General features: G+C 47.4%; 15 protein-coding genes, 4 pseudogenes and 2 riboswitches. Of the genes and pseudogenes, 13 read left to right on the top strand and 6 right to left on the bottom strand.

Annotated features, from left to right (window positions below):
* Positions 1 to 243: 243 nt before the first annotated feature.
* Complete coding sequence (locus tag GI364_RS24700; RefSeq protein ID WP_198854236.1) at positions 244 to 1,584, bottom strand: MATE family efflux transporter; 1,341 nt, start codon at positions 1,582 to 1,584, stop codon at positions 244 to 246.
* Positions 1,585 to 1,614: 30 nt separating this feature from the next.
* Positions 1,615 to 1,783, bottom strand: a pseudogene (locus GI364_RS25040) (hypothetical protein); the annotation flags it as partial.
* 206 nt (positions 1,784 to 1,989) lie between these two features.
* Between GI364_RS25040 and GI364_RS24710 the strand changes: the two are divergent.
* Positions 1,990 to 2,181, top strand: coding sequence for a hypothetical protein (locus GI364_RS24710; RefSeq protein WP_198852336.1), 192 nt, complete (start codon positions 1,990 to 1,992; stop codon positions 2,179 to 2,181).
* A gap of 116 nt (positions 2,182 to 2,297) precedes the next feature.
* Here the strand turns inward: GI364_RS24710 and GI364_RS24715 are convergent, their stop codons facing one another.
* Positions 2,298 to 3,506 (bottom strand): NRAMP family divalent metal transporter, encoded by a 1,209-nt coding sequence (locus GI364_RS24715; protein ID WP_198854237.1) that lies wholly within the window; start codon positions 3,504 to 3,506, stop codon positions 2,298 to 2,300.
* Between the two features lie 262 nt (positions 3,507 to 3,768).
* Between GI364_RS24715 and GI364_RS24720 the strand changes: the two genes are divergently transcribed.
* The 9 genes and pseudogenes from GI364_RS24720 (at position 3,769) to GI364_RS25055 (ending at position 12,248) form a co-directional block, all read left to right on the top strand.
* A complete protein-coding gene (locus tag GI364_RS24720) occupies positions 3,769 to 3,984 on the top strand; it encodes a hypothetical protein (RefSeq protein ID WP_198851253.1) in 216 nt (71 codons plus the stop codon).
* A gap of 88 nt (positions 3,985 to 4,072) precedes the next feature.
* Positions 4,073 to 5,653, top strand: a complete 1,581-nt coding sequence (locus GI364_RS24725) for a spore germination protein (protein WP_198854238.1) — start codon at positions 4,073 to 4,075, stop codon at positions 5,651 to 5,653.
* Positions 5,650 to 6,873, top strand: coding sequence for a Ger(x)C family spore germination protein (locus GI364_RS24730; RefSeq protein WP_198851251.1), 1,224 nt, complete (start codon positions 5,650 to 5,652; stop codon positions 6,871 to 6,873). The genes GI364_RS24725 and GI364_RS24730 overlap by 4 nt, the downstream gene beginning before the upstream one ends.
* Positions 6,870 to 7,088 carry a hypothetical protein gene (locus tag GI364_RS24735; protein WP_198851250.1) on the top strand — a complete coding sequence of 73 codons (219 nt, stop codon included), beginning with the start codon at positions 6,870 to 6,872 and terminating at the stop codon, positions 7,086 to 7,088. The genes GI364_RS24730 and GI364_RS24735 overlap by 4 nt, the downstream gene beginning before the upstream one ends.
* Positions 7,089 to 7,102: 14 nt before the next feature.
* A complete protein-coding gene (locus GI364_RS24740) occupies positions 7,103 to 8,191 on the top strand; it encodes a GerAB/ArcD/ProY family transporter (RefSeq protein ID WP_198851249.1) in 1,089 nt (362 codons plus the stop codon).
* Between the two features lie 158 nt (positions 8,192 to 8,349).
* Complete coding sequence (locus GI364_RS24745; protein ID WP_198851248.1) at positions 8,350 to 9,237, top strand: tyrosine-type recombinase/integrase; 888 nt, start codon at positions 8,350 to 8,352, stop codon at positions 9,235 to 9,237.
* Between the two features lie 23 nt (positions 9,238 to 9,260).
* Positions 9,261 to 11,069 carry a DUF4158 domain-containing protein gene (locus GI364_RS25045; RefSeq protein ID WP_233096219.1) on the top strand — a complete coding sequence of 603 codons (1,809 nt, stop codon included), beginning with the start codon at positions 9,261 to 9,263 and terminating at the stop codon, positions 11,067 to 11,069.
* A 45-nt stretch (positions 11,070 to 11,114) separates the two neighbouring features.
* Positions 11,115 to 11,668, top strand: a pseudogene (locus GI364_RS25050) (Tn3 family transposase).
* Position 11,669: 1 nt separating this feature from the next.
* Positions 11,670 to 12,248, top strand: coding sequence for a transposase (locus GI364_RS25055; protein ID WP_233096220.1), 579 nt, complete (start codon positions 11,670 to 11,672; stop codon positions 12,246 to 12,248).
* Between the two features lie 536 nt (positions 12,249 to 12,784).
* Here GI364_RS25055 and GI364_RS24755 read toward each other — a convergent pair.
* Positions 12,785 to 14,403 (bottom strand): annotated as a pseudogene (locus GI364_RS24755) (NRAMP family divalent metal transporter).
* A 194-nt stretch (positions 14,404 to 14,597) separates the two neighbouring features.
* Positions 14,598 to 14,762, bottom strand: a riboswitch (M-box (ykoK) riboswitch).
* 375 nt (positions 14,763 to 15,137) lie between these two features.
* Here GI364_RS24755 and ytaF point away from each other — a divergent pair.
* A complete protein-coding gene (gene ytaF, locus GI364_RS24760) occupies positions 15,138 to 15,755 on the top strand; it encodes a sporulation membrane protein YtaF (RefSeq protein WP_198852338.1) in 618 nt (205 codons plus the stop codon).
* Between the two features lie 128 nt (positions 15,756 to 15,883).
* On the opposite strand, the gene GI364_RS24765 is transcribed toward ytaF, so the two are convergent.
* On the bottom strand, positions 15,884 to 16,273 hold the full coding sequence (locus GI364_RS24765; RefSeq protein ID WP_198854239.1) for a hypothetical protein: 390 nt from the start codon (positions 16,271 to 16,273) through the stop codon (positions 15,884 to 15,886).
* A gap of 248 nt (positions 16,274 to 16,521) precedes the next feature.
* Positions 16,522 to 16,650, top strand: a riboswitch (cyclic di-AMP (ydaO/yuaA leader).
* Between the two features lie 93 nt (positions 16,651 to 16,743).
* Here GI364_RS24765 and GI364_RS24770 point away from each other — a divergent pair.
* Positions 16,744 to 18,651: an APC family permease gene (locus tag GI364_RS24770; RefSeq protein WP_198852340.1), complete on the top strand. Its 1,908-nt coding sequence runs from the start codon at positions 16,744 to 16,746 to the stop codon at positions 18,649 to 18,651.
* Positions 18,652 to 18,741: 90 nt separating this feature from the next.
* Here GI364_RS24770 and GI364_RS25600 read toward each other — a convergent pair.
* Positions 18,742 to 19,307: pseudogene (locus GI364_RS25600) on the bottom strand (site-specific integrase).
* 206 nt (positions 19,308 to 19,513) lie between these two features.
* On the opposite strand from GI364_RS25600, the gene GI364_RS24780 reads away from it, so the two are divergent.
* Positions 19,514 to 22,486 (top strand): Tn3 family transposase, encoded by a 2,973-nt coding sequence (locus tag GI364_RS24780; RefSeq protein WP_198852342.1) that lies wholly within the window; start codon positions 19,514 to 19,516, stop codon positions 22,484 to 22,486.
* Positions 22,487 to 22,740: the final 254 nt, after the last annotated feature.

Genomic DNA, 22,740 nt, shown 5'->3' on the forward strand with positions numbered 1-22,740 from the left:
GGGGTACCGCCGACATTTTAACGAAAATATACGCTAAGACATTTATTGGAACGTGAATGCAAGCTTTTCCTACTCTAAGAGTTCCCTGAAACATGAAGAAACACGGTATATATACACCGCGTTCCGCATATTCATTCGTATTTGTGTGACGGCCGATCTTGCGCTAACGCCCCCTTATGCGCAATAAATTTTCTAATGAATTTTAAGCTAACAACAGTAGGGTGCTGAACTGGCGTCTCGGTATCATGCTAATTTCTGCACCCAGTTCCGAGTTCTGCGATACCACAAGAACAATCCTGCACGGAGTGCATTGTCGCATGCGATGCTTACCCACACAGCGGGTAAGCCAAATCCTAAACGCCAGGCGAAAACGTAAACCCCGAGTGTTCGAATCACCCAAATACCTATCATTGTGGTTATCATCGGGAACCTACTGTTTCCGCCAGCTTGAATTGCAGAAGTGTCGACCAAAACAGCAGCCAGGAATGGCTGGGAGAAGATATCGATTGCCAGGATGATAAACAACAGATGAATGACGTGTTGATTATGAGTAAACAGCAGTCCAATCCACGGGCTGAATAGACATAACAAGATCGCCACTGCCGTCATGGAAACTGCTGATTCGATATAGCTCCAACGGCGATATATCCTGACATCCGATTCATTGCCGCCTCCGATCGCTTGCCCAATCGTAGCGGTTGCCGCTACCGCGAATCCATTTCCGATAGTGAAACCAAATGTGGTGAGCGTGCCAGCGATGTTATGTGTTGCATAGACGTCAACACCCATGCGCACGATGAGACCGAAATAAACAACTTGACCAAGACGCATGGATAGACGTTCTAATGCGGCGGGCACGGCGAACTTGATCATGCTCCAACTCAATGATCCCGAGAGCGTCAAGTCGGACCCATGCAATGTGAGTGCTTCCACGCGCCGCGACTTAACCCATAGGCGAATCAGTGCATACAAGCGAGCAATCACCATCGCGATGGCTGCTCCCTCAAGTCCCAAACCATGGAAGGACCCAACTCCGAAAATCAACACGTAATCGAGGATGACGTGCAAGACGTTCATCTCCAGTCCCACACGAAGTGGAACTTTCGTTAGACCAAGAGCCCGAAACGCAGCAGATTGAGCAGTAAAAAATGCAATTAAGGGTGAGATCCCGAGAACAATCATGAAATATGGTAGCGCCGTCGCTTGCAACGTCCCTCGCGTACCCATGATATGTAAGAGTGGTATCGCGAACAAAAACGAAATCACGGATACAATGAGTCCGATGATTAACGCGATAACAAATCCGTGCCATATCACTGAACGACCACGTTCAAGATTCTTCGCACCAACGGCGCGCGATAGGTACACGGAAAGTGCTGCCGAGACGGCCGTAAATACTCCGATGTACTTGGCACTGTAGACGTTGGTCACGCCAACGGCGTCAATGGAAATTAGTCCTAATTTGGCAATGAAGAACGTATCGACTACCCCTAGTAAATTCTGCAGATACGATTCACAAATAGCAGGCAGTGCGATTTGGAACACCCGCTGGGCTTGTCGCGGAATTGTCGTGACAACACTCAATTCCATCTTCCTTTCCATGTATCAACACAGTCATCTCTTGACGAGCATAACCAATACACCTGCCAAGCACACTACAGCACCAATCCATTCAGTGATCAGGCGTGCGTTTGTCAACAAACCATCCCCAAAACACAGCCATTGCTATAAATATCCCGCCATAAGCGGCGTACGTCTTTCCAAATGAAAATTCTTGGCGAGTAGCATACCATACAAAATCATGGCAAGAGCGCCAATGGTTTGCACGATAAGTATGTCGGTACGGTGTATACAAAATGGAAATGTTCCGCATGGGAGTAGAGATTCTGGGGTGACGAAAATGAGAATAATACGGATAGTAATGGAGACCATGATGATTCACAATGAGAGGCGTCATTATGAGTTCGTCAGACAAGTGGGTGTTCATGGATGACTCGGACACAACGCTTGATTTTTCTTGGTGTACATTTCGGATGGATAACCCTTTGGATAACTGCGATTGACCTTAGGGGAAAAATCTCAGAACGTACTTTTGACATCCTGCTTGGCGCTTCCGCTGGGGTCGCTGTTTTATCCACCATTTTTATGCTGGTAGTGATGTTCGGAAACCGAAAAAGGTAAGTTGACGATACGCAAACCCTTGCGCCTCATAACATTACAAACGGGCTCACACCCAGCAAGGACCAGGTGTGAGCCCACATCGTATATTGCATTCGGTTGTGCCGCTCACGCACTGGTTAACCTCCAATGGATAGTTGAACAATCTTTACGACAAGCATAATGACTGCTATCACCAGATAACCACGAAGGGTCGCCATGGCGAGCTTTTGTGTCGGAGACCATATTACCTTCGGCAGTTTGCCAAGCGGAGGCATTCGCCAAGTGTGCCGGTCTTCTTCTCCGTACATCGGTTTGACTGGTGAACGCCTCCGATACCATACTAGGCCAGCTGCCACAAGCCCAACGAATAGTACGCCAGCTGAAACAAGGCTTAATACCTGGACGTTGACACTCGGAAAGAACGTTGCAATGGCTAAAATCAACGAAAGTACAACCAACACACCGACAATTACACTACCGATGATATTCAACCACGGACGATTAACCCAAGGTCCTAAAACAGCTTTGTCATTGCACAGAAGTAACAAAAACACGGTCGCGCTTGGGAGCAGAATGCCTGCCAAAGCTTGTACTCCAGTTGTGATAAGCCCAAGCGGAGCATGTGGGATGACGACGATGCCAGCGGAAACCAAAATGATGATGCCGTACACCACGTAAAAGCTCCAGCCTTCCTTGATGTTCCGGTGCAATGAATGTTTTGTACCAAACACATCACCAAACGCATACGAAGTCGATAGGGTAACTGCCGCAGCGCCAATCAAGGATGCATTCAGCAAAATGATTGCAAACAAATCACCGGCCACCACTCCAACATGCAGCGACAATCCAGCAATCACAGTGCCGGCATTCACAAATTGTCCAGCCAGGGTGGTTCCCTGGAATGCAAATGCAGTCGTTACGATGAGTGCAGTTGCTGCAACCACCACAACAACAGAACCAATTACTGTATCGAACCGCTCATAAGACAACCACCGGGGTGTCAGCCTCTTGTCGATCACGTTTGATTGCTGAAAAAACAACTGCCACGGTGCCACTGTCGTCCCCACCATACCAATGATGAGAAGCAGTGCGTCCGAGGTGAACCCACCATGCACTCCCGGTTGCAAAAAACCTGTAACTACTGGGCGAGCAGTTGGATGGGTCATGAGTACAAGAGGTATGACCAGAAAATTGGCGATAACCATCACATACATAAATCGCTCCCAGCGGCGAAAACTACCGGTAGCCGTCATGCCAATGAGGGGTCTGTGTAGCAATGGAACAGAAAACCGGAATAAGCGATCCAGTTTATGTATGTTTGCTAATGGGTTGTTCTTCCGTAACATCTCGGTCTTACCGTAAATTTCATCAACAGAACATTAAATAGTCGCAATCCTCCGTTTTCCAGGAGTAACTAAGGTGTCATGTACTCCTGAAGCAAGTTTGCAATTGACACCGAAATCCCCAACTCTGGATACCTGCACAAATCGCATCTACTTCTTGTGCTTTCTATGCCTTTCGTTTTACCTCAAAGAAAATGTGTATTTATTCCTTCATTGGATAATAATAATCACACAATAAGGTCATCCGCATGGGACGGCGAGAAAAATGTTGGCATGGCTTCTGTTTTCTGCGAGTGCCATGAGCAGCTTGGTATTTGCTCATATTTCCAAGCGTATGCAAGAGGCCGTTCGAACGGACCCGCATTATTCATGGTTGATTTTGATTGTTTTGTTTGCAGGACTTATAGACATTTATATCACCTTGGCCGCAGTTAAGGCCCTTGTTGACCACCTATACATGGTTAAACAGAGCATTCACTAAGAATTTTCACACATGAAAGCCGGGAGTTGCCGACTTGACGAAGCGAATCATCCTCTAATCTTACTGTTGAATCCGACGAGGGGTTGCCATGAGAAGAAAAACCACTTGGTTACAGTTTCGTAGTAAATCCAAAAGACGATCGTTGAGAAAGCAGCTACAGGACATCTCGTTTTGGAATGTATCTGATGATCCGGCAGAGATTCCTTCTGAGTTGCAAGAGTCCTTGGCATTGATTCAAGACGAATGGGCAAAGTGTGCAGATGTGCAGTATCAGCACTTGCATGTTCAGGGAGTACCTGTGTGTCTGGTGTTTATCAGCAACTTAATCGATCAGGAGACTGCTCAGCGCACTCTGATGGAACCCTTAACACGATATGAACAAGGCAAAGTTACCTTACCTGCATTGAAGGACACCTTGAACGCCCTGATGACGGAAGAGACCTCTCAAATCTCTGCGATTCATCAGGCCATTGCCCAGGGAAAAGTCGTGGCTTTGGTGGATGGGCAATCGGGAGCCTTGCTGGTGGATGTCAACAAATTCCCCGCACGTGCAATTGAGACTTCTCAAAACGAACCCACCATCCAGGGACCCCAGGAGGCATTTATTGAAAGCTTGCAAACGAACTTGGCGCTCGTTCGCAAACGTCTGCGGACTTCGAAACTCAAAATTGAAACCCTGCCGGTGGGGACAAAAACCAATGTACAGTTGGCGTTGCTGTACGTGGAGGGCATTGTCAAACCCGGCCTCGTTGAGGAAGCCCATCAGCGTCTACAGCGGATTCAAATCGATGGTATCATCTCCGCCAATGAAATTCGGGAAATGATTGGTGATGCACCGTTTTCACCCTTTCGATTGACGGAGGTTACAGAACGGCCGGACCGTACGGTAGCGGGGTTGTTACAGGGGAGAATTTGTTTTTTGATCGATGGAACGCCCACGGCTATCTCGGTACCCGTGGTTTTTGTAGGTGGGTTGATTTCTGCAGAAGACTATTACGGACACTTCATGACGGCCCTGCCTCTACGGATTCTTCGTCATGCCATGTACTGGTCATCTTTGTTGCTTCCGTCACTCTATATAGCATTACTTTCGTATAATCAAGACCTCGTTCCAACTCCGTTGCTCATTAGTTTGGAGGCCCAGCACGAAGGAATTCCTTTCCCGACCATCGTCGAGGCGATAGGCATGCAAACTACCTTTGAGGCTCTCCGGGAAGCGGGTCTACGTCTGCCGCGAGCGGTCGGACAATCTGTGAGTATCGTTGGCACGCTCATTATCGGGGATGCGGCAGTCAATGCGAGTATTGTTTCTCCTGGCATGGTGATTGTTGTGGCAGCTGCGGGCGTGGCATCTTATACGACTCCATCGCAGGATTTGGTCAATACAAACCGCATTCTTCAATATCCGTTTATGATCGTGGCGTCGCTGTTGGGTTTATACGGCATCGTCGCATTAGGATTAGTCCTCGTCATCCACATGGTTTCCTTACGGTCATTTGGTGTTCCGTACATGGCACCACTTGCCCCATTTTCATGGCCAGAGATGCGTGACACCTTCATCCGAGCGCCCTGGTGGGCCATGAACCAGCGTCCACAGTTTTACGAATCCGTCAATTCGACACGAAACCGAGCTCCTAAACCATCCCCTCCTTCCAGGGATTCGACATGACGATGGGACAACACACTCGGTGGATCGTTTCGGCTTTGTTGATGGGGATATTGCTCGGAGTACCTGGATGTAAAGACCTGCGAGAAGTCGATGATCTCAATATCGTGTTAGCCGTCGGTATCGACGAAACACAGGATCAACGGATTCGAGTCACCACAGAAATCGTGGATCCAGCGAATAGTCGTGGACCAAGCTCAGGTGCGGGTACGGGCAAGCGAGATGAAGCTACAATTACACGCCAACAAACCGGAAGTACCATCGAAGAGGCGGTCGGGCTATTGGATGAAGAAGTCCCAAGAAAGTTGTTTTTGGCCCATAATTCCGTGATTATATTCGGACATAACTATGCCACACACGGGATCGATCGCGCTCTGGATTATTTAGAGCGGAATCGGAGTTATCGGCGCAATCAATTGTTTGTGGTCACCGATGGTACCGCATCCGATTTGATGACGTCTTCGGTCACACCAGAGTTCTATCATGCAACGGCTATGCGTTCCCTAGTCGAACAAGGAATGCACAAATCCACTGCGGTGAACAGTACACAATTAAGTTTCATGAAACAATACCTGCGTCCTTCACACACTCCAGCGATGGCTCGTCTGGAGACGGCCAAAAACGGCATTGTTCCGGAAGGCATTGGGCTCTTTGATGGAGGTCAGTATAAAGATTATTTGACATCTGCAGAAGTTCCGGCATTGTTGCGGTTTATGCAGGACACTCAGCAAACTGAAATCACAATCCCTTGCACAAATAAAGAGACGCCACAAGGAGATATGAGTCAGACCTATCGCATCCTACACACTCATACGAACGTGACCCCGCAAGTTCACGGCAATGAGATCAGGTTTTTCGTGAATGTTCGTGGACAAGCAGAAATTTCACGGTTATGTCCTGGGAGTAAACCGACGCCTCAAACCTATTCAAAATGGGAGATCCAACTTGATCACACGCTTCAGGAACAGATGCAGCGCGTATTCACGCGGCTCCAGAAAGACGATGTGGACTCTGTCCACTTCTCCGATGTCCTCTATAAGAGAAATCCGATCCTCTGGCAACAAATGGCTCACCAGTGGAAGGAACTTTTTCCGCATATTCAAGTGACCTATGACGTTCAGGTCCAGCTGTTACGTCACGGTCTGGCTTCCAAATCTCCGGATGTGGAGTACTCTCCAGAAGGACTCCCTCCTCATGCTGGACGGGAAGGGGTTGCTCCTTGATTTGGGTTGCACTGTTTTTTTCAAGCATCCTGGTGGTCCATGGGTTTCGTCAGAAGGTGACATGGAGAGAATGGATTGTGAACGTACCGGCATTCATATTTGCTCTGCTCGGTTCGGGCATCGTGAGTTTCAATATTTGGCCGAAGATCAACCTTCTTTGGGGGATACAATGGCTTTTTGAACCCATCACGAAGTGGCTGTACTCGATTTTGTAATATGGTGGTGCTTGATGGAGACACAAATATCACGACTGCAATTGATGTATTTAATGATATGGGTCATATTGGGGACTGGAATTGTCCTTTTACCCCTTGCCATCGCTCAATTTACCATTCAGGACGGCTGGATGGTTCCTCTTTTCTTTTTTGGCGGCACGATAGTCGCCGCGATCGTATGCGTCGTGTTTATCCGGACGTTTCCCAATCAATCACTTGCTAATGGGCTCGAAACCGCCTTTGGCCCTTGGCTTGGTCGGTTAATAGGGGTTTGGATGATAATTTTCTTTTTCGTTTTCTCGGCCATGTTGCTTCGGGAACTTACGGTATTTGTGGAAGTCACGAGTCTTCCCAAAACTCCGGCGTACCTGATTTCTGCGACTATCCTGGTTCCAATTGCGTACGGGGTTTTTCAAGGTGTTGAGGTAGTGGGACGATTGGCAGAATTTCTCACACCAGTAGCCTTAATGATTGGCGTGATTTTGGTTGTATTGTCCTTCCAAAATGCAGACTTTTCCCAAATCCAACCTGTGTTGGCCCATGGCTGGACCCCAGTACTTCGAGCATCTGTGTTGCCCGCCACATCGTTCGCGTTTGAATTGATTGGCGTTTTACAATTTGTGAAATCGATCAAAGGTGGAAAAACACTTGGGCGGGACCTGTTGTACGTGGGGGCATCTTTGACCGTATTTGGAGTATTGGTTGAGATGTTGATAATTTCAGTGCTGGGTCCATCGATAACCTATTTGTCCTTACCTGTGGCCGAGGTCATTCGGGGAATCCGTATCGGCGAATTCATACAAAGGTTCGACACCATTTACGTAATGGGCGTAATCGCTACGATGGTCTTAAAAATTTCCGTGTTTCTATATGCCATGTCTTCAGCCATGCAGGATACCTTTCGACTTTCCACCTTCAGAAATGTAGTTTGGCCGAATGGAATCGCCATCTGGACAGCCAGCATTTTATTCTTTCACAATTCGCCCGACCTGCATGAGTTTATGGTCTATGTGACACCGGCATATTTTAGTTTCACTTTGGTCCTCATGCCAATATTCGCCGTTCTGACATTTCGGTTGAAAAAAGTATTCGGTTCCCAATGACCGAGTTCATGGATTCACACATACACGCTAAGCTTATTCTAATAATACTATTTATTCGAATTAAAAGACCTGATATACTTCTAATAATGCGGCGAAATTGCTGGGGTAAGGCGTTGAATCCACTTCCAATAATAAGAACCGTCTGGAGACCTGATTAGATGGCACATATAAACTCGGTACTTGAGGGTTATCTTCCTTGGTTGAATCGGCAACCTTTTTCACCAAATACTCGAATTGCGTACCGTCGATGGGTTGAACAATTTGTACGTTACTTGAATGCATATCCGGCTGTATACGGAGATCCGCTTGGTGAATCATCCGCTCGTGACTACGCGGTGCGGGATTTTAAGTCTCATCTGAAGACGATACACCATGCCAAGCCAGCTTCCGTGAATCTTGCTCTCGCTGCTCTTGACCACTTCTATGCTCGATATCTTCAGATGGGGAGTCCCCAGGTAGAGCGAGAGGAACTGCCGAATCAAGCACCACGGGCGCTTTCTCCCGAAGAACAAAGACGCTTCTTACGAGCGGTTGAACGTCAACCGAATACTCGAGACCAAGCAATCGGGACGCTTCTCTTTTATACCGCCCTACGTATCAGTGAGTGCGTACAACTCAATGTAGATGACGTTATGATCTCGGAACGTAAAGGGCAAGTAACGGTTCGAATGGGAAAAGGAAATCGATATCGGGAAGTTCCTCTGAACGCTTCGGTTCGATCATCCTTGCAGGCGTGGCTAGATGATCGCCACATTCAGTTTCCGGGTACAGCAGAGTCGGCTTTGTTCCTCACTCGACGTGGGAACCGCTGCTCGATTCGCTCTGTCGATTTAGTAATTCGAAAAATCGCACAAGACGCTGGACTCACATTGTCTGCTCACACGCTTCGGCATACTTGCCTGACCAATTTGGTACGTAATGGTCACGACCTTGTGATGGTGGCTGAACTTGCAGGCCACAAGCGACTGGATACAACGCGGCGATATAGCCTACCGAGTGACGAGGACCGCGCAATGGCAATGGAAGGCCTCAAAATGGAGGTGTAACTCCTGACTCCAGGGAGGAAAACGTGCCTGTAGATTTCCTTACTCCAGAACAAGAGCGCCGATACGGTCGAATGATTGAAGAGCCAACACCGGAACAACTGGCTCGTTACTTTTGGCTAGATGACCGCGATCACCATCTTGTCACACAACATCGAGGTTCCCATAATCAACTGGGGTTTGCTATCCAACTCGGTACCGTCAGATTTTTAGGGACCTTTTTAACCGATCCCACGGATGTCCCAATATCCGTTGTAAGGTATGTCGCAAGTCAACTGCAAATGGCCAATACTCGTGTTTTCGAGCGTTATCGTGGTTCGGAGAGTCGGTGGGATCACACAGCGGAAATTCGAAAGGCATATGGATATCGCGATTTCCCAGACCAGCCGCATCACTTCGAATTCGTGAGATGGTTGTACCACCACGCTTGGTTGACTGCAGAACGGCCCAGCGTGTTATTTGATTTAGCCACGGCCAGGTGTGTAGAAAAGAAAGTTTTATTGCCTGGTGTAACGATACTTGCACGGCTGATTGCCCAGATCCGTGACCGCGTGGCCACCCGGCTCTGGCGCCTCTTGGCCCAGGTTCCAAACTACTCTGAGCGTAATCGACTAGAGCAGTTGTTGACTGCGAAAGTTTCCTCTCGACAAACCGAATTAGACCATCTTCGCCGTCCACCAACAAACCTTACGGCGAAAGGGATGTTGGAAGGGTTAGAACGCTTGGCAGTCGTCCGTTCTTACGGAGGTACGACTTGGGATTTGTCGCACATTCCTGTAGGACGACTGCACACCCTCGCCCGTTTTGCGGCTGCAGCCAGGGCACAGGCGATATCCCGGATGTCTTTGGAACGACAACTGGCCACTTTAGTCGCGTTTGCCAACGTTTTTGCGATTACGGCTCAGGACGATTTGCTGGAGTTGTTTGATCGACTTATGACTGAACTTTTAGCCAAGACCCAGCAAGAGGGGAAGCGGGCCCGGCTCCGAACGATCCGCGATCTGGATGCGGCCGCACGTCAGTTACGGGAAGCCTGTGTAATCCTCCTAAACGATCAGACACCGGATGCCAAGCTTCGGGCAACGATTTTTGCTCGGGTATCTGCTGAGGTACTGACAGACTCCATTCAAACCATCGATGCCCTAACGCGCCGGCCAGAGGAAAATGTGTACTTTACGCAGTTGTTTAGCCATTACAACGGGATTCGTCGGTTTTTACCCCAGATGTTTCGGATGATTCATTTCGAGGCGAATTCATCTGCAAAGCCAGTTTTAGACGCCTGGCGATTCTTACGTGACTATGAGGGGGCGAAGAAGATCCCTTGGACACAGGCACCCGTCACCGGAATGACAACTTCTTGGCAGCAGGTAGTCTATGACGAGAATGATCAGATTCAGCAACGGGCCTATACGTTCTGGGTACTCATTCGCATCCATGAAGCTCTGCGCCACCACGACATCTTCGTTATCCGAGTGAGCGATACAATGACCAAGGCACAACTTCTCCCAGGGACAGGCTTGGGAAGCAGTGCGTCCACAAGTTTACGCACGTTGGATCGAACTATAGATGCTGGAGCAGGAAGTCCGAGAACTCGGGAGAAGTTGAACACCGCGTATCAACAAACCGCCGAACGTTGCCTGAGAATACAGATGTCCGTATGGAGAACATTCAGGGGAGAGCCGGTTGTTTTGACCGCTTTGGACAAATTGGAGGAACCTCCTTCTCTGCAAACACTTCGGTCACAAATTCAATCCCTACTACCCCGGATTGACTTGCCGGAATTGTTGCTTGAAGTCAATACCTGGACCGGATTTGCAGATGCTTTACCCACTTAGTGAAGGTGGGTCGAGGGTACAGGACCTGACGACTAGCGTTGTGCGGTGCTGATTGCCGAGGCATGTAACATCGGACTGGAACCGGTCGTCCAATTGGGTGTCCCGCTTGACTCGGGATCGATTGACTTGGTTGAGCAAAACTATTTTCGAGCTGAAACGCTCACACAAGCGAACAATAAACTCGTGGAATATCAAAGCGGCCTGCAGTTGGCGACGACATGGGGTACCGGCGAAGTTGCATCTGCCGATGGGCTTCGATTTGTAACACCGGGTTCGGACGATTCACGCGGGTCCCAATCCCAAATACTTTGGTGCCGGCGTGGCGTGACATATTACAACTTCGCTAGCGACCAGTTTACAGGGTTGAATGGCATCGTCATTCCTGGAACAATTCGGATTCGCTGTATCTGCTAGATCTATTATTAGGACAACAAACGGTCCTACAGCCCCAAGAAATCATGACGGATACCGCTGGGTACAGTGACATTATCTTTGGACTGTTTGGCCTTTTGGGGTATCAATTTAGTCCGCGCTTAGCTGACATTGGAGAATCAAGATTTGGCGGCTTGATCCCGTGCCAACTATGGGCCACTCAATGATTTGGCTCGCCACCGTTTACACCCGGAGCGCATTGTTCAGAACTGGAACGATATGCTACGTGTCGCCGGTTCCTTGAAACTTGGAACTGTCACCGCCTCTCGATTGATTCGAACTCTTCAACGTGACGGCCGACCGACAACTTTAGGGAAAGCGATTGGGGAATACGGGCGGATTTACAAGACAATTTACCTGCTCAATTACTTGAATGATCCCGGATATCGGCGACGGATATTGACGCAGCTCAATCGCGGAGAAAGTCGTCACAGCCTAGCTCGGGCTGTTTGCTATGGCAAGCGTGGAGAGCTTCATCAGCGATACAAGGAAGGCCAGGAGGATCAACTCGGCGCACTCGGATTCGTCGTGAATGCGATTGTTCTTTGGAATACCCGGTATATGAGTGCGGCCTTGCAAAATTTGCGAGTACAAGGTCAAATGATGGACCTTACTGATATAAAACGGCTTTCTCCCGTGGGACACGACCACATTAACATGGTGGGCCGATACTCGTTTACCTTACCAGAAGAAATTGCACATGGTGATTTACGACCGTTAAATCGAGGGAGTGCAGATTCTTTCTGATGGCGTTACATAAACTGGATCGCTTATTCCGGTTTTCTGTTCCATTGCTACACAGACCCTGGTTTGCACGATAAGTATGTCGGTACGGTGTATACAAAATGGAAATGTTCCGCATGGGAGTAGAGATTCTGGGTGACGAAAATGAGAATAATACGGATAGTAATGGAGACCATGATGATTCACAATGAGAGGCGTCATTATGAGTTCGTCAGACAAGTGGGTGTTCATGGATGACTCGGACACAACGCTTGATTTTTCTTGGTGTACATTTCGGATGGATAACCCTTTGGATAACTGCGATTGACCTTAGGGGAAAAATCTCAGAACGTACTTTGACATCCTGCTTGGCGCTTCCGCTGGGGTCGCTGTTTTATCCACCATTTTTATGCTGTAGTGATGTTCGGAAACCGAAAAAGGTAAGTTGACGATACGCAAACCCTTGCGCCTCATAACATTACAAACGGGCTCACACCCAGCAAGGACCAGGTGTGAGCCCACATCGTATATTGCATTCGGTTGTGCCGCTCACGCACTGGTTAACCTCCAATGGATAGTTGAACAATCTTTACGACAAGCATAATGACTGCTATCACCAGATAACCACGAAGGGTCGCCATGGCGAGCTTTTGTGTCGGAGACCATATTACCTTCGGCAGTTTGCCAAGCGGAGGCATTCGCCAAGTGTGCCGGTCTTCTTCTCCGTACATCGGTTTGACTGGTGAACGCCTCCGATACCATACTAGGCCAGCTGCCACAAGCCCAACGAATAGTACGCCAGCTGAAACAAGGCTTAATACCTGGACGTTGACACTCGGAAAGAACGTTGCAATGGCTAAAATCAACGAAAGTACAACCAACACACCGACAATTACACTACCGATGATATTCAACCACGGACGATTAACCCAAGGTCCTAAAACAGCTTTGTCATTGCACAGAAGTAACAAAAACACGGTCGCGCTTGGGAGCAGAATGCCTGCCAAAGCTTGTACTCCAGTTGTGATAAGCCCAAGCGGAGCATGTGGGATGACGACGATGCCAGCGGAAACCAAAATGATGATGCCGTACACCACGTAAAAGCTCCAGCCTTCCTTGATGTTCCGGTGCAATGAATGTTTTGTACCAAACACATCACCAAACGCATACGAAGTCGATAGGGTAACTGCCGCAGCGCCAATCAAGGATGCATTCAGCAAAATGATTGCAAACAAATCACCGGCCACCACTCCAACATGCAGCGACAATCCAGCAATCACAGTGCCGGCATTCACAAATTGTCCAGCCAGGGTGGTTCCCTGGAATGCAAATGCAGTCGTTACGATGAGTGCAGTTGCTGCAACCACCACAACAACAGAACCAATTACTGTATCGAACCGCTCATAAGACAACCACCGGGGTGTCAGCCTCTTGTCGATCACGTTTGATTGCTGAAAAAACAACTGCCACGGTGCCACTGTCGTCCCCACCATACCAATGATGAGAAGCAGTGCGTCCGAGGTGAACCCACCATGCACTCCCGTTGCAAAAAACCTGTAACTACTGGGCGAGCAGTTGGATGGGTCATGAGTACAAGAGGTATGACCAGAAAATTGGCGATAACCATCACATACATAAATCGCTCCCAGCGGCGAAAACTACCGGTAGCCGTCATGCCAATGAGTAAAATGGATGCAAGTGCAACTGAAACCCAAGGCTTAACGCCGAAATGGGACATCGCCATTCGGATACCGATAAATTCTGTAACAATGGTGAGGACGTTCAGGATGAACAAGTCACCAACTGAGAAGGCTCCCCAGAACTTCCCGAACCGCTCAAAAATCAACCTGGCATGGCCAACTCCAGTTACTAGACCAAGACGAACCACCATTTCTTGATTCACAATCAGCACCGGTACCAGAAGCAGTAACACCCAGAGAAGGCTTGTGCCAAAGTTTTGCCCTGCTTGAGCGTAGGTCGCCACGCCGCCTGCGTCATTGTCACCAACCATCACGATGAGTCCAGGACCCATGATGGCGAGCAGGGTCAGTATACGGGACCGCCAGCTCTTACGAGTTACATTATCGTCAACACGCACTGTACCAAGTGCGCCTTTGATGTCACCAATATGCTGGCTGTCCAGTATAGCCGTGTCTTGAATTGCCAAATTTGTGCGCATTGTTTTTAACCTCCTTGAGGGTGTGGTAGGAGGGACAGAAGCCCCTATAATTGATGACCAAAGCAAACACATTGAATTGTCGCTGATGACTAGGACCTGAATCTACACCTACCACCTCCTTCAAAGAGCAAATGTAAAATCCCCTGGCAATTGCTCAGGGGATTGGATCTGCACATGCAAAATAAGCAGATGCTCTACATCCCCCTAGTTGAGCTTTAGCACTATGCAACGTAGAGTTTTCACTCAGCCACATTAGGTAAAGCCTTAATCCGGCAGTACCTGGTGACCCATTGGCGTCTTTCGACGTTTCCGGGCAGCGGCTTATGTTCACATAGACGCTTCGCCTAACGAGGACCGGTTGTATTCAGTTCATGGTATGTACTTTGGCATACCCTTGTTCTCGGCAAACGCCTGAATGTCCTTGACGTACCGTCGATGATTTTACTGGCACATTGTACCTCATGTACAGTCGAGATATCAACATAAAAATGCTATTTTGGCGGTTCAATATGGACTTCTAAACGGAACCCTTATTGGTCTGCTCGAGAGCAACAACCGATGAAATTCAGCGCCTGTATGTGTATGCATAACTTGCATCGAGGGGTCGTCTGACTTACGCCCGCGTAATCCGAATCAGAATTCGGACCGATTTCCTTCGCTGCGCATAGTATGACAGTGCTGAAATGTAAGGGAATCATTGTGGTCGTGCGTCCATTATGCAAGGAGGCAATTTAATGTTAATGCTTCTTTTGTCAGCATTATTGTTCAGTATATCCTCCAATCTTGACAATGTAGTTGTCGGTACTGCTTATGGAATAAAGAAAATCAGGATAGGAATCATTGCAAACTTTATCATTGCGGTTGTAACAACAACCGGGACCTTTTTATCGATGTCAGCCGGTTCGTATATTGCAAAATTCATGCCACAATCAGTATCAAATGTTTTAGGTGCTGCAATTATTGTGGTTGTGGGTATTTATTTTGTCATACAAAGCCTTATAAAACTAATACATAACACCAATGCAAGAGAACTAGCATTAAAAGATCTTTCTCATATGGTTGAGTACGCAGAACGCTCAGATGTCGATAAATCGGGTCATATTGATGCGAAAGAAGCGTTTATGTTGGCGTTAGGATTAACATTTAACAATTTAGGGACTGGAATCGCTGCAAGTATCACAGGAGTCAATATTTTTCTCACCGTAATCTCAACATTTCTCATAAGTATATTGACAATTATCCTCGGATACTCCATTGGTAAAAATGTGTTAGGAAGGTTCTTCGGTAAATATGCCCCATTAATTGCAGGTGTTTTGTTAATTGTACTTGGCTTTATCGAAATGTTTAATTGATCAGATATCCCGCCCATTCGCAAAAAAGGCTGCCATTCCTGCAGGCTTTCGTTGTGTCATCTCCTGATTTCAAACTATGCTGTTGCGGTTAACCATTGTGATGCTAATTAGACGCAGTCCTTGCGGCGCTAACCAGTTCTGCAACAGTCCCTTTGCTTCGAACGGCGTATAACCATACAGTAGCACGTCTCTCTTCGAGATGCGCCCCTCAAGAAGGGAGCATGCCTCATTTTTGAATCCTTCCGCAACCGTCGGCATTGGCGAATAACCTCAACATTGTCGTCGGTAATCTTATGCTGCAAATGGGCACATTCCTTAATGATCTGACTGATGCGTTTCTGTGTTTCTATGGTCGCACGCACATAATGCGGTGCCAGTGCTGCCACTACAGCTGTATATGTACCACCATTCTCAATAAAATCAGCATCTGCTATGCCACCCAATCCGAATCGACCGTACCAACCGAGTGCCCGCCTGACTTGGAGCTCCAATTCCACACAAGCATTATGATCTTTCACACATATCACCTCACGATGACATCTTATGGAACGGTGACCTAATGCATCAACAGTGGACTACATTGAACTCATGTGAACAAACAGTGATTGTTGACGATTTACATTAAACAAGGGATTTAAAGAGATTCCGCAAGGGATTTATTGAATAGTTTTTAAAAACCTTAGAAAACCATGCATGAAAGCGGATTTACCAACGCGTGTAGTCATTGATGTTTTGTCTAGCGAGATTTAAATTGTGTCCATGACATGTTATATACACGCCTAATCCTGTGTGGAGCGGAGGAACCATTTATCGGGGTGAATCCAATTTGGACGGGTGATGATTCTTGCCACCCGAACCCGTCAGCTAACTTCGTCGGCGTTGCAGGAGCGGTTTTTTGACCCCTCTGGGGTCGTTTTGTGTTTTTAGTTTAAAATGCATCCACAGACCAATAATACCCAAGAAGGAAATGGAGGGAGACATTTTCATCATGTACAAGCAAGCTCTCTGGATTCATCCAGTTGTCATCTCAATTGCAACTATTGCGCTGGCATTTGCCTTATTCAATTTTGGAAACGTAAAGCGCATACTCGTCGGTCGTCCGATGAGGACACGGGAACTGTATCAATCCCATACCAAGCTGAACTGGCTCATTGCACTCCCAATTCTCGCTGCCGATTTATACTCATCTGTGGCGTATGGACCCGAGGCCGGCATCACCGAATTGGAGCCATTGGGCCCAAATGTAAAGTGGATGATTATCCCGATCACAGCATCAACCGTGATCCTGCTCGCAATTCTAATTACATCGTACATAATGGGTGTCATTGCCTATCCAAATGGTGGTGGTGCCTATGCCATAGGCAAGGACAATTTTAAGAAACCTTTGATATCCCTGATTGCGGCAAGTGCATTGCTTGTTGACTATGTACTGACCGTCGCCGTTTCGGTGTCATCCGGCATCCAGACGATGGCTTCTTCGTATCCAATCCTATCTGGGCACGAAACTCTGTTGTCGGTGGTTTGTGTGTTCATCATCTTGTTGGTCAACTTACGTGGGGTCTCGGAGTCCTCAAAGGTTTTTGCTTACCCGACGATGATCTTCGCAGGATGTATGCTCTTCCTAATTGGGGCTGGATTTGTAGATGAAACTCATCATGGATTTGTCCAACCTGTTACACCACCCTTCGGGACGATTCCGCTCGGACTTAGCCTGATGCTTTTGCTTCGAGCATTTAGTTCTGCGTGTTCGGCACTGACTGGTATTGAGACAATATCGAACGGAGTTCCGGTTTTCAGGGAGGGCAAAACGGGAGCAATTAAAGCTTATGTGGTTCTCGGATTGGTTACAGCATTCACGTTACTTGGATTTGCCTATCAATTGTACGTAAAAGGAATTTCAGTCAACCCCAACAATACAATGCTCTCTCAGTTAGCTGGGTTGTACTTCGGGCATGGATTGATTTATCAAATCATCATTGTCTTTACTTTTGTGGTTCTTATTTTGGCCGCCAATTCGACATTTACAGGATTTCCACAGCTTGCAGCTCTAGTAGCGATGGACCGATTTTTGCCACGATCACTCACCATCCGCGGCGATAAATTGGGATACTCAAACGGTATGGTTGTCCTGGCAGCACTAGCAGCCTTATTGATCGAGCTGTTTCATGCGCAGACGAATGCTCTGATCCCGCTTTATGCAATCGGTGTATTTGTCGCGTTTACAGTCGCTCAGTCTGGCTTGACCATCAGATGGCTTCGTGTGAAAGGGAATTTATGGTACATCAAAGCAACCATTAACGCCTTTGGCGCCGCGGTTACAACTGTGGTCGCCATTATTTTTGCCGTAACCAAGTTCACGACTGGGGCTTGGATTGTGCTGGTTGTACTACCGGTCTTGATATTTTTGGCGTCCAAGATTCGACGGCATTACGACGAAGTTGCAAATGAACTTCGAATCGATCTTAATCAGGTTCATCCTCAAAAACATCATGTTCTGTCAGTTGTTCTTGTTTCAGGAGTCCATCGTGTGGTCGTTGATACCATTTCGTTTGCTCAAAGTACAACTCAAGACGTTATTGCGCTATACATTGGGTTTGATGATGAATCCATTGAAAAGATGGAGAAGAAATGGAAGGAATGGGGAGAACCCTGCAGACTTGTCACTGTCAAAAGTGAATACCGCTCTCTGCTCTATCCTTTGTCAAAGTTTATTCGGCGGTTGGAAAATTATGAGGGAGGGAAACCCGACCATGTACAGTTGCTCATCGGTCAGTTTGTCCCCAAAAGATGGTGGCATTATGCATTACATTCGCAGACTTCGCTTCTTCTCCGTGCCTGGATGTTGCGTCACAAGGAGGTTGTTGTTACGACTTTACCGTATCATTTACACCGCTAGTTTCATTTGTGGCGAACACACTGGCTTCTTGACCATAGCTGCCCGTTTGTCCCAGAAGGAAAGCGGCGGGCAAGCCGCATAAATATACGGCTAAAGATTCAGATTCAGGTACACGTCATCCAGTTCATCCTGGGTGATGCCGATGTATGACAGGGTGACACTTGGAGCGGAATGATTGAATAGCTTCTGAAGCACAGCTAAGCTGACGCCTGTTTGATACGCATGGTACCCAAAAGTCTTCCGAAGCGTATGTGTGCCAATGTTTTCTTTAATGCCTACTGCTCTGGCTGCATCGTTAATGATCTTGTAGGCTTGCTGCCTCTTTAGAGCTTGGCCGCCTTTCCTGGACAAAAACAGGGATCATCTAAAGTATAAGCCCGAGTACCCAAATATTCGACGATGGCTTTACGTGCTGTATCTCCAACCGGAAAGTCTTTGGTTTTACCTGTTTTAGTTTCCCGAATAGAAATTCGGTCTCTTACTCGACCTCGCTCGTCCATCACGTCACGAATGTTCAGTTTAAGTAAGTCGCTAATTCGAAGACCAGAGTTAATCCCTAATATGAACAAGCAATAATCCCTCAAGTTTGTAGCCTTGAGAATTTTCTTTATAGAATCGATTTGTTTTTTCTCGCGAATCGGTTGAACAAATTCCAAAAGTGGCCCTCCATCGAAAAGTACTTACTGTATACTATTATATGATAAGTTTGATTGGTGTAGATGGTACAGAAATTGAGACATCAAAAATCGGTTATAAACCCAGTCGTAGCAAGGGATTTCACGACTTCTTCGAATCATACAAAACTACGTTGTGTATGATTCACTAGGTATTACTTTTACCAATTTTCATAGGGGCGTTCCAGATGTATACCCGTGTCAGAGAGCTGCTAACCCCAGAAGAACGATTGAAATACATGGAGATTCCGAACGACATTGATGAATGGACGTTAGGGACACGCTTCACATTTACGTCGCATGATATCGAAGTGATTCAACGTCACCGCAGAGACTACAACCGTCTCGGGTTTGCCGTACAGTTGTGTGTACTGCGGTATCTGGGTTGGACACTTTCCGATGTGCGGAACATACCTGAACGAGCCCTCAGCTATGTCGCCAAGCAGATTCGCGTAAATGCGTCCGAATTCCAAACTTACTTTCAAAGAGAGGCAACGAGATATGAACATTTAGAAGAAATTCGTCGGGAGTATGGATTCTCCACCTTCACACCCAGCGAATATCGTTGGCTCTCGAAACTGTTGACGGAACATGCGATGGTCAACGGCAGCCCGTTGCATCTCATTCAAATTGGTTTAGATGAGCTGCGTAAGCGCAAAGTGATCTTGCCTGCGATGGCAACCATCGAAAGGGCCGTATGGGAAGCACGGAAACGAACAGAGGATAGGATTTTCAAGGTACTCAGCGCTTCATTGACAGACAGTCAAATGCTTAGTTTGGATGGCTTACTATCCCTGGTGCCTGGTACCAATAAAACGTATTTGGCTTGGTTACAGGAGGTCCCTGGCCAGTCCTCTCCGGATACGTTTCTAAAGGTTGTCGACAAACTTGAGTATGTCCGAGCACTGAAGCTCCAAGTAGATACCCAGGGGATCCATCCAAACCGGCTACGACAATTATCTAAAATTGGCTCGCGGTACGAGCCGCGATCATTCCGTCGATTCAATGACCCCAAGAAATACGCTATACTCGCGGCTTACCTACTTGATTTGATTCAAGACCTGACCGATCAAGCATTTGAAATACACGACAGGCAGATTATGTCTCTGTTATCAAAGGGAAGAAAGGCACAGGAGGAAGTTCAGAAACATAACGGAAAGTCCATCAACGAAAAGGTCGTTCATTTTGCCAGTTTAGGGGATGCACTGATAAAGGCTCGTAACGAAGGAGTCGACCCGTTTGTCGCGCTAGAAGCCGTTATGCCGTGGGACAAGCTGGTTGCTTCCGTGGAGGAGGCAAAAAGCCTTGCACGACCGGTTGATTACGATTACTTAGACTTGCTGGAGAAGAAGTTCTACTCACTTCGGAAGTACACACCAACGTTGCTGAAGTCCCTAGAATTCCGCTCAACCAGGTCTGCGGAATCCCTGATGAGAGCGGTTGACATCATCCGCGACATGAACGAATCCGGAAAACGCAAAGTACCGGAAGACGCACCCCTTGAATTTGTGTCGAATCGCTGGCAAAAGCATGTCTATGACGATGATGGAACCATTAACCGTCATTATTATGAGATGGCGGTTCTTACCGAACTGCGAAACTATGTCCGTTCCGGGGATGTATCCATTGTTGGGAGCCGACAACACAAGGACTTCGATGAGTATCTGGTCTCTACGGAAGATTGGGCAAGGCTTGAGCCAACTCAGGCTCGGTTTGCGGTGAGTATATCCGCCAATGAGTATCTGGAAGAGCGTATGGAATCATTGTCAAAACGCTTAGAATGGGTATCGTCTAACATCGAGGGGCTGGAAGGTGTAGACCTGGAGCACGGAACACTGCACATAGATCGGTTGGAAAAGGACGTACCTGATGAAGCAAGAGAGTTTAGCTTATCACTCTACGAATTGCTACCTCGCGTCAAACTAACGGATTTACTGATTGAAGTAGCTCAATGGACCGGATTTCACGAACAGTTTGTTCATGCTTCCACCAACCGTATGCCGAACGAAGAGGAAACCACTGTAGTGATGGCCACCCTTATGGCGATGGGAACAAACGTAGGCCTTACAAAGATGGCTGAATCTACACCAGGTATTTCGTATCGGCAGATGGCAAATGTAGCACAATGGCGGCTCTACGAGGATGCGATGAATAAAGCTCAAGCTGTACTGGTGAATTTTCATCACCGCTTAGCCCTACCGTCCTATTGGGGCGATGGAACCACGTCGTCATCAGATGGCATGCGCGTACCGATAGGAGTATCTGCACTACACGCAGATGCCAACCCTCATTACGGCCATGGTAAGGGAGCGACCATTTACCGCTTTGTCAGCGACCAGTTTTCAAGTTTTTACACCAAGGTGATTAACACAAACGCAAGGGACGCGGTGCATGTCATTGATGGGCTGTTACACCATGAAACGGATTTGGCTATTGAAGAACACTACACGGATACAGCCGGTTACACGGACCAGGTTTTTGGTTTGACGCACCTGCTTGGATTTCATTTTGCACCTCGCTTACGTGATTTATCGGATTCCAAGCTCTTCTCCTTTGGTAAAGCAGCTGATTTCCCCAAACTTGAGAAGCTGCTGCGTGGTCAAATCAATACAAAAGTCATTCGGGAGAATTACGACGATGTATTGAGATTAGCGTATTCGATTCGGGAGGGCACCGTCTCTGCTTCGCTCATCATGGGGAAGCTCGGATCCTACGCACGGCAGAATCGCTTGGCCACGGCGCTTCGGGAAATGGGTCGGATAGAAAAGACGATCTTCATTTTGGACTACATTTCGAGCGAAGCCCTACGAAGGAAAATCAATCGTGGATTGAATAAAGGCGAGGCGATGAACGCTATAGCCAGAGCGATATTCTTTGGCAAGCGTGGAGAACTGCGCGAACGTGCACTCCAAGACCAACTCCAACGGGCTAGTGCGCTCAATATTCTAATCAATGCGATCAGCGTGTGGAATACGGTTTACTTGACCAAAGCAATGGAATTCAAAAAGGCACAAGGTGGTCTCCGGGAGGAACTATTGCATCATATTTCCCCACTAGGCTGGGAACACATTAATTTCTTAGGCGAATACACATTCAACGTAAGTCAACCAAGAGATCTGGACTCACTGCGTCCGCTTCGTGTTCAAGCAGCAGCACCTTAGAGTAAAGAAAAGCGATATTTTTGTTCCAATAAATGTCTTAGCGTATATTTTCGTTAAAATGTCGGCGGTACCCCATAATAATAATAATCCTAAACATGCGTAGAAGTCAAATTCTGCGCAACTCAATATTGATGTAAACAGATACGTTTATGTTTACGTATACATTCAATAAAGTTGGACAAGACATCATTTTCATAATTATAATAGTAATCATAAACGTAAACGTGTACGTATACATGTAAGGAGGGGACACA

This window comes from Alicyclobacillus sp. SO9, assembly GCF_016406125.1.
Lineage (GTDB): Bacteria > Bacillota > Bacilli > Alicyclobacillales > Alicyclobacillaceae > SO9.

Coding starts and splice junctions, on each gene's coding strand:
- GI364_RS24710 (WP_198852336.1), top strand. CDS start 1,990: ATGACTCGGACACAACGCTTGATTTTTCTTGGTGTACATTTCGGATGG.
- GI364_RS24715 (WP_198854237.1), bottom strand. CDS start 3,506: ATGTTACGGAAGAACAACCCATTAGCAAACATACATAAACTGGATCGC.
- GI364_RS24720 (WP_198851253.1), top strand. CDS start 3,769: ATGTTGGCATGGCTTCTGTTTTCTGCGAGTGCCATGAGCAGCTTGGTA.
- GI364_RS24725 (WP_198854238.1), top strand. CDS start 4,073: ATGAGAAGAAAAACCACTTGGTTACAGTTTCGTAGTAAATCCAAAAGA.
- GI364_RS24730 (WP_198851251.1), top strand. CDS start 5,650: ATGACGATGGGACAACACACTCGGTGGATCGTTTCGGCTTTGTTGATG.
- GI364_RS24740 (WP_198851249.1), top strand. CDS start 7,103: ATGGAGACACAAATATCACGACTGCAATTGATGTATTTAATGATATGG.
- GI364_RS24745 (WP_198851248.1), top strand. CDS start 8,350: ATGGCACATATAAACTCGGTACTTGAGGGTTATCTTCCTTGGTTGAAT.
- ytaF (WP_198852338.1), top strand. CDS start 15,138: ATGTTAATGCTTCTTTTGTCAGCATTATTGTTCAGTATATCCTCCAAT.
- GI364_RS24770 (WP_198852340.1), top strand. CDS start 16,744: ATGTACAAGCAAGCTCTCTGGATTCATCCAGTTGTCATCTCAATTGCA.
- GI364_RS24780 (WP_198852342.1), top strand. CDS start 19,514: ATGTATACCCGTGTCAGAGAGCTGCTAACCCCAGAAGAACGATTGAAA.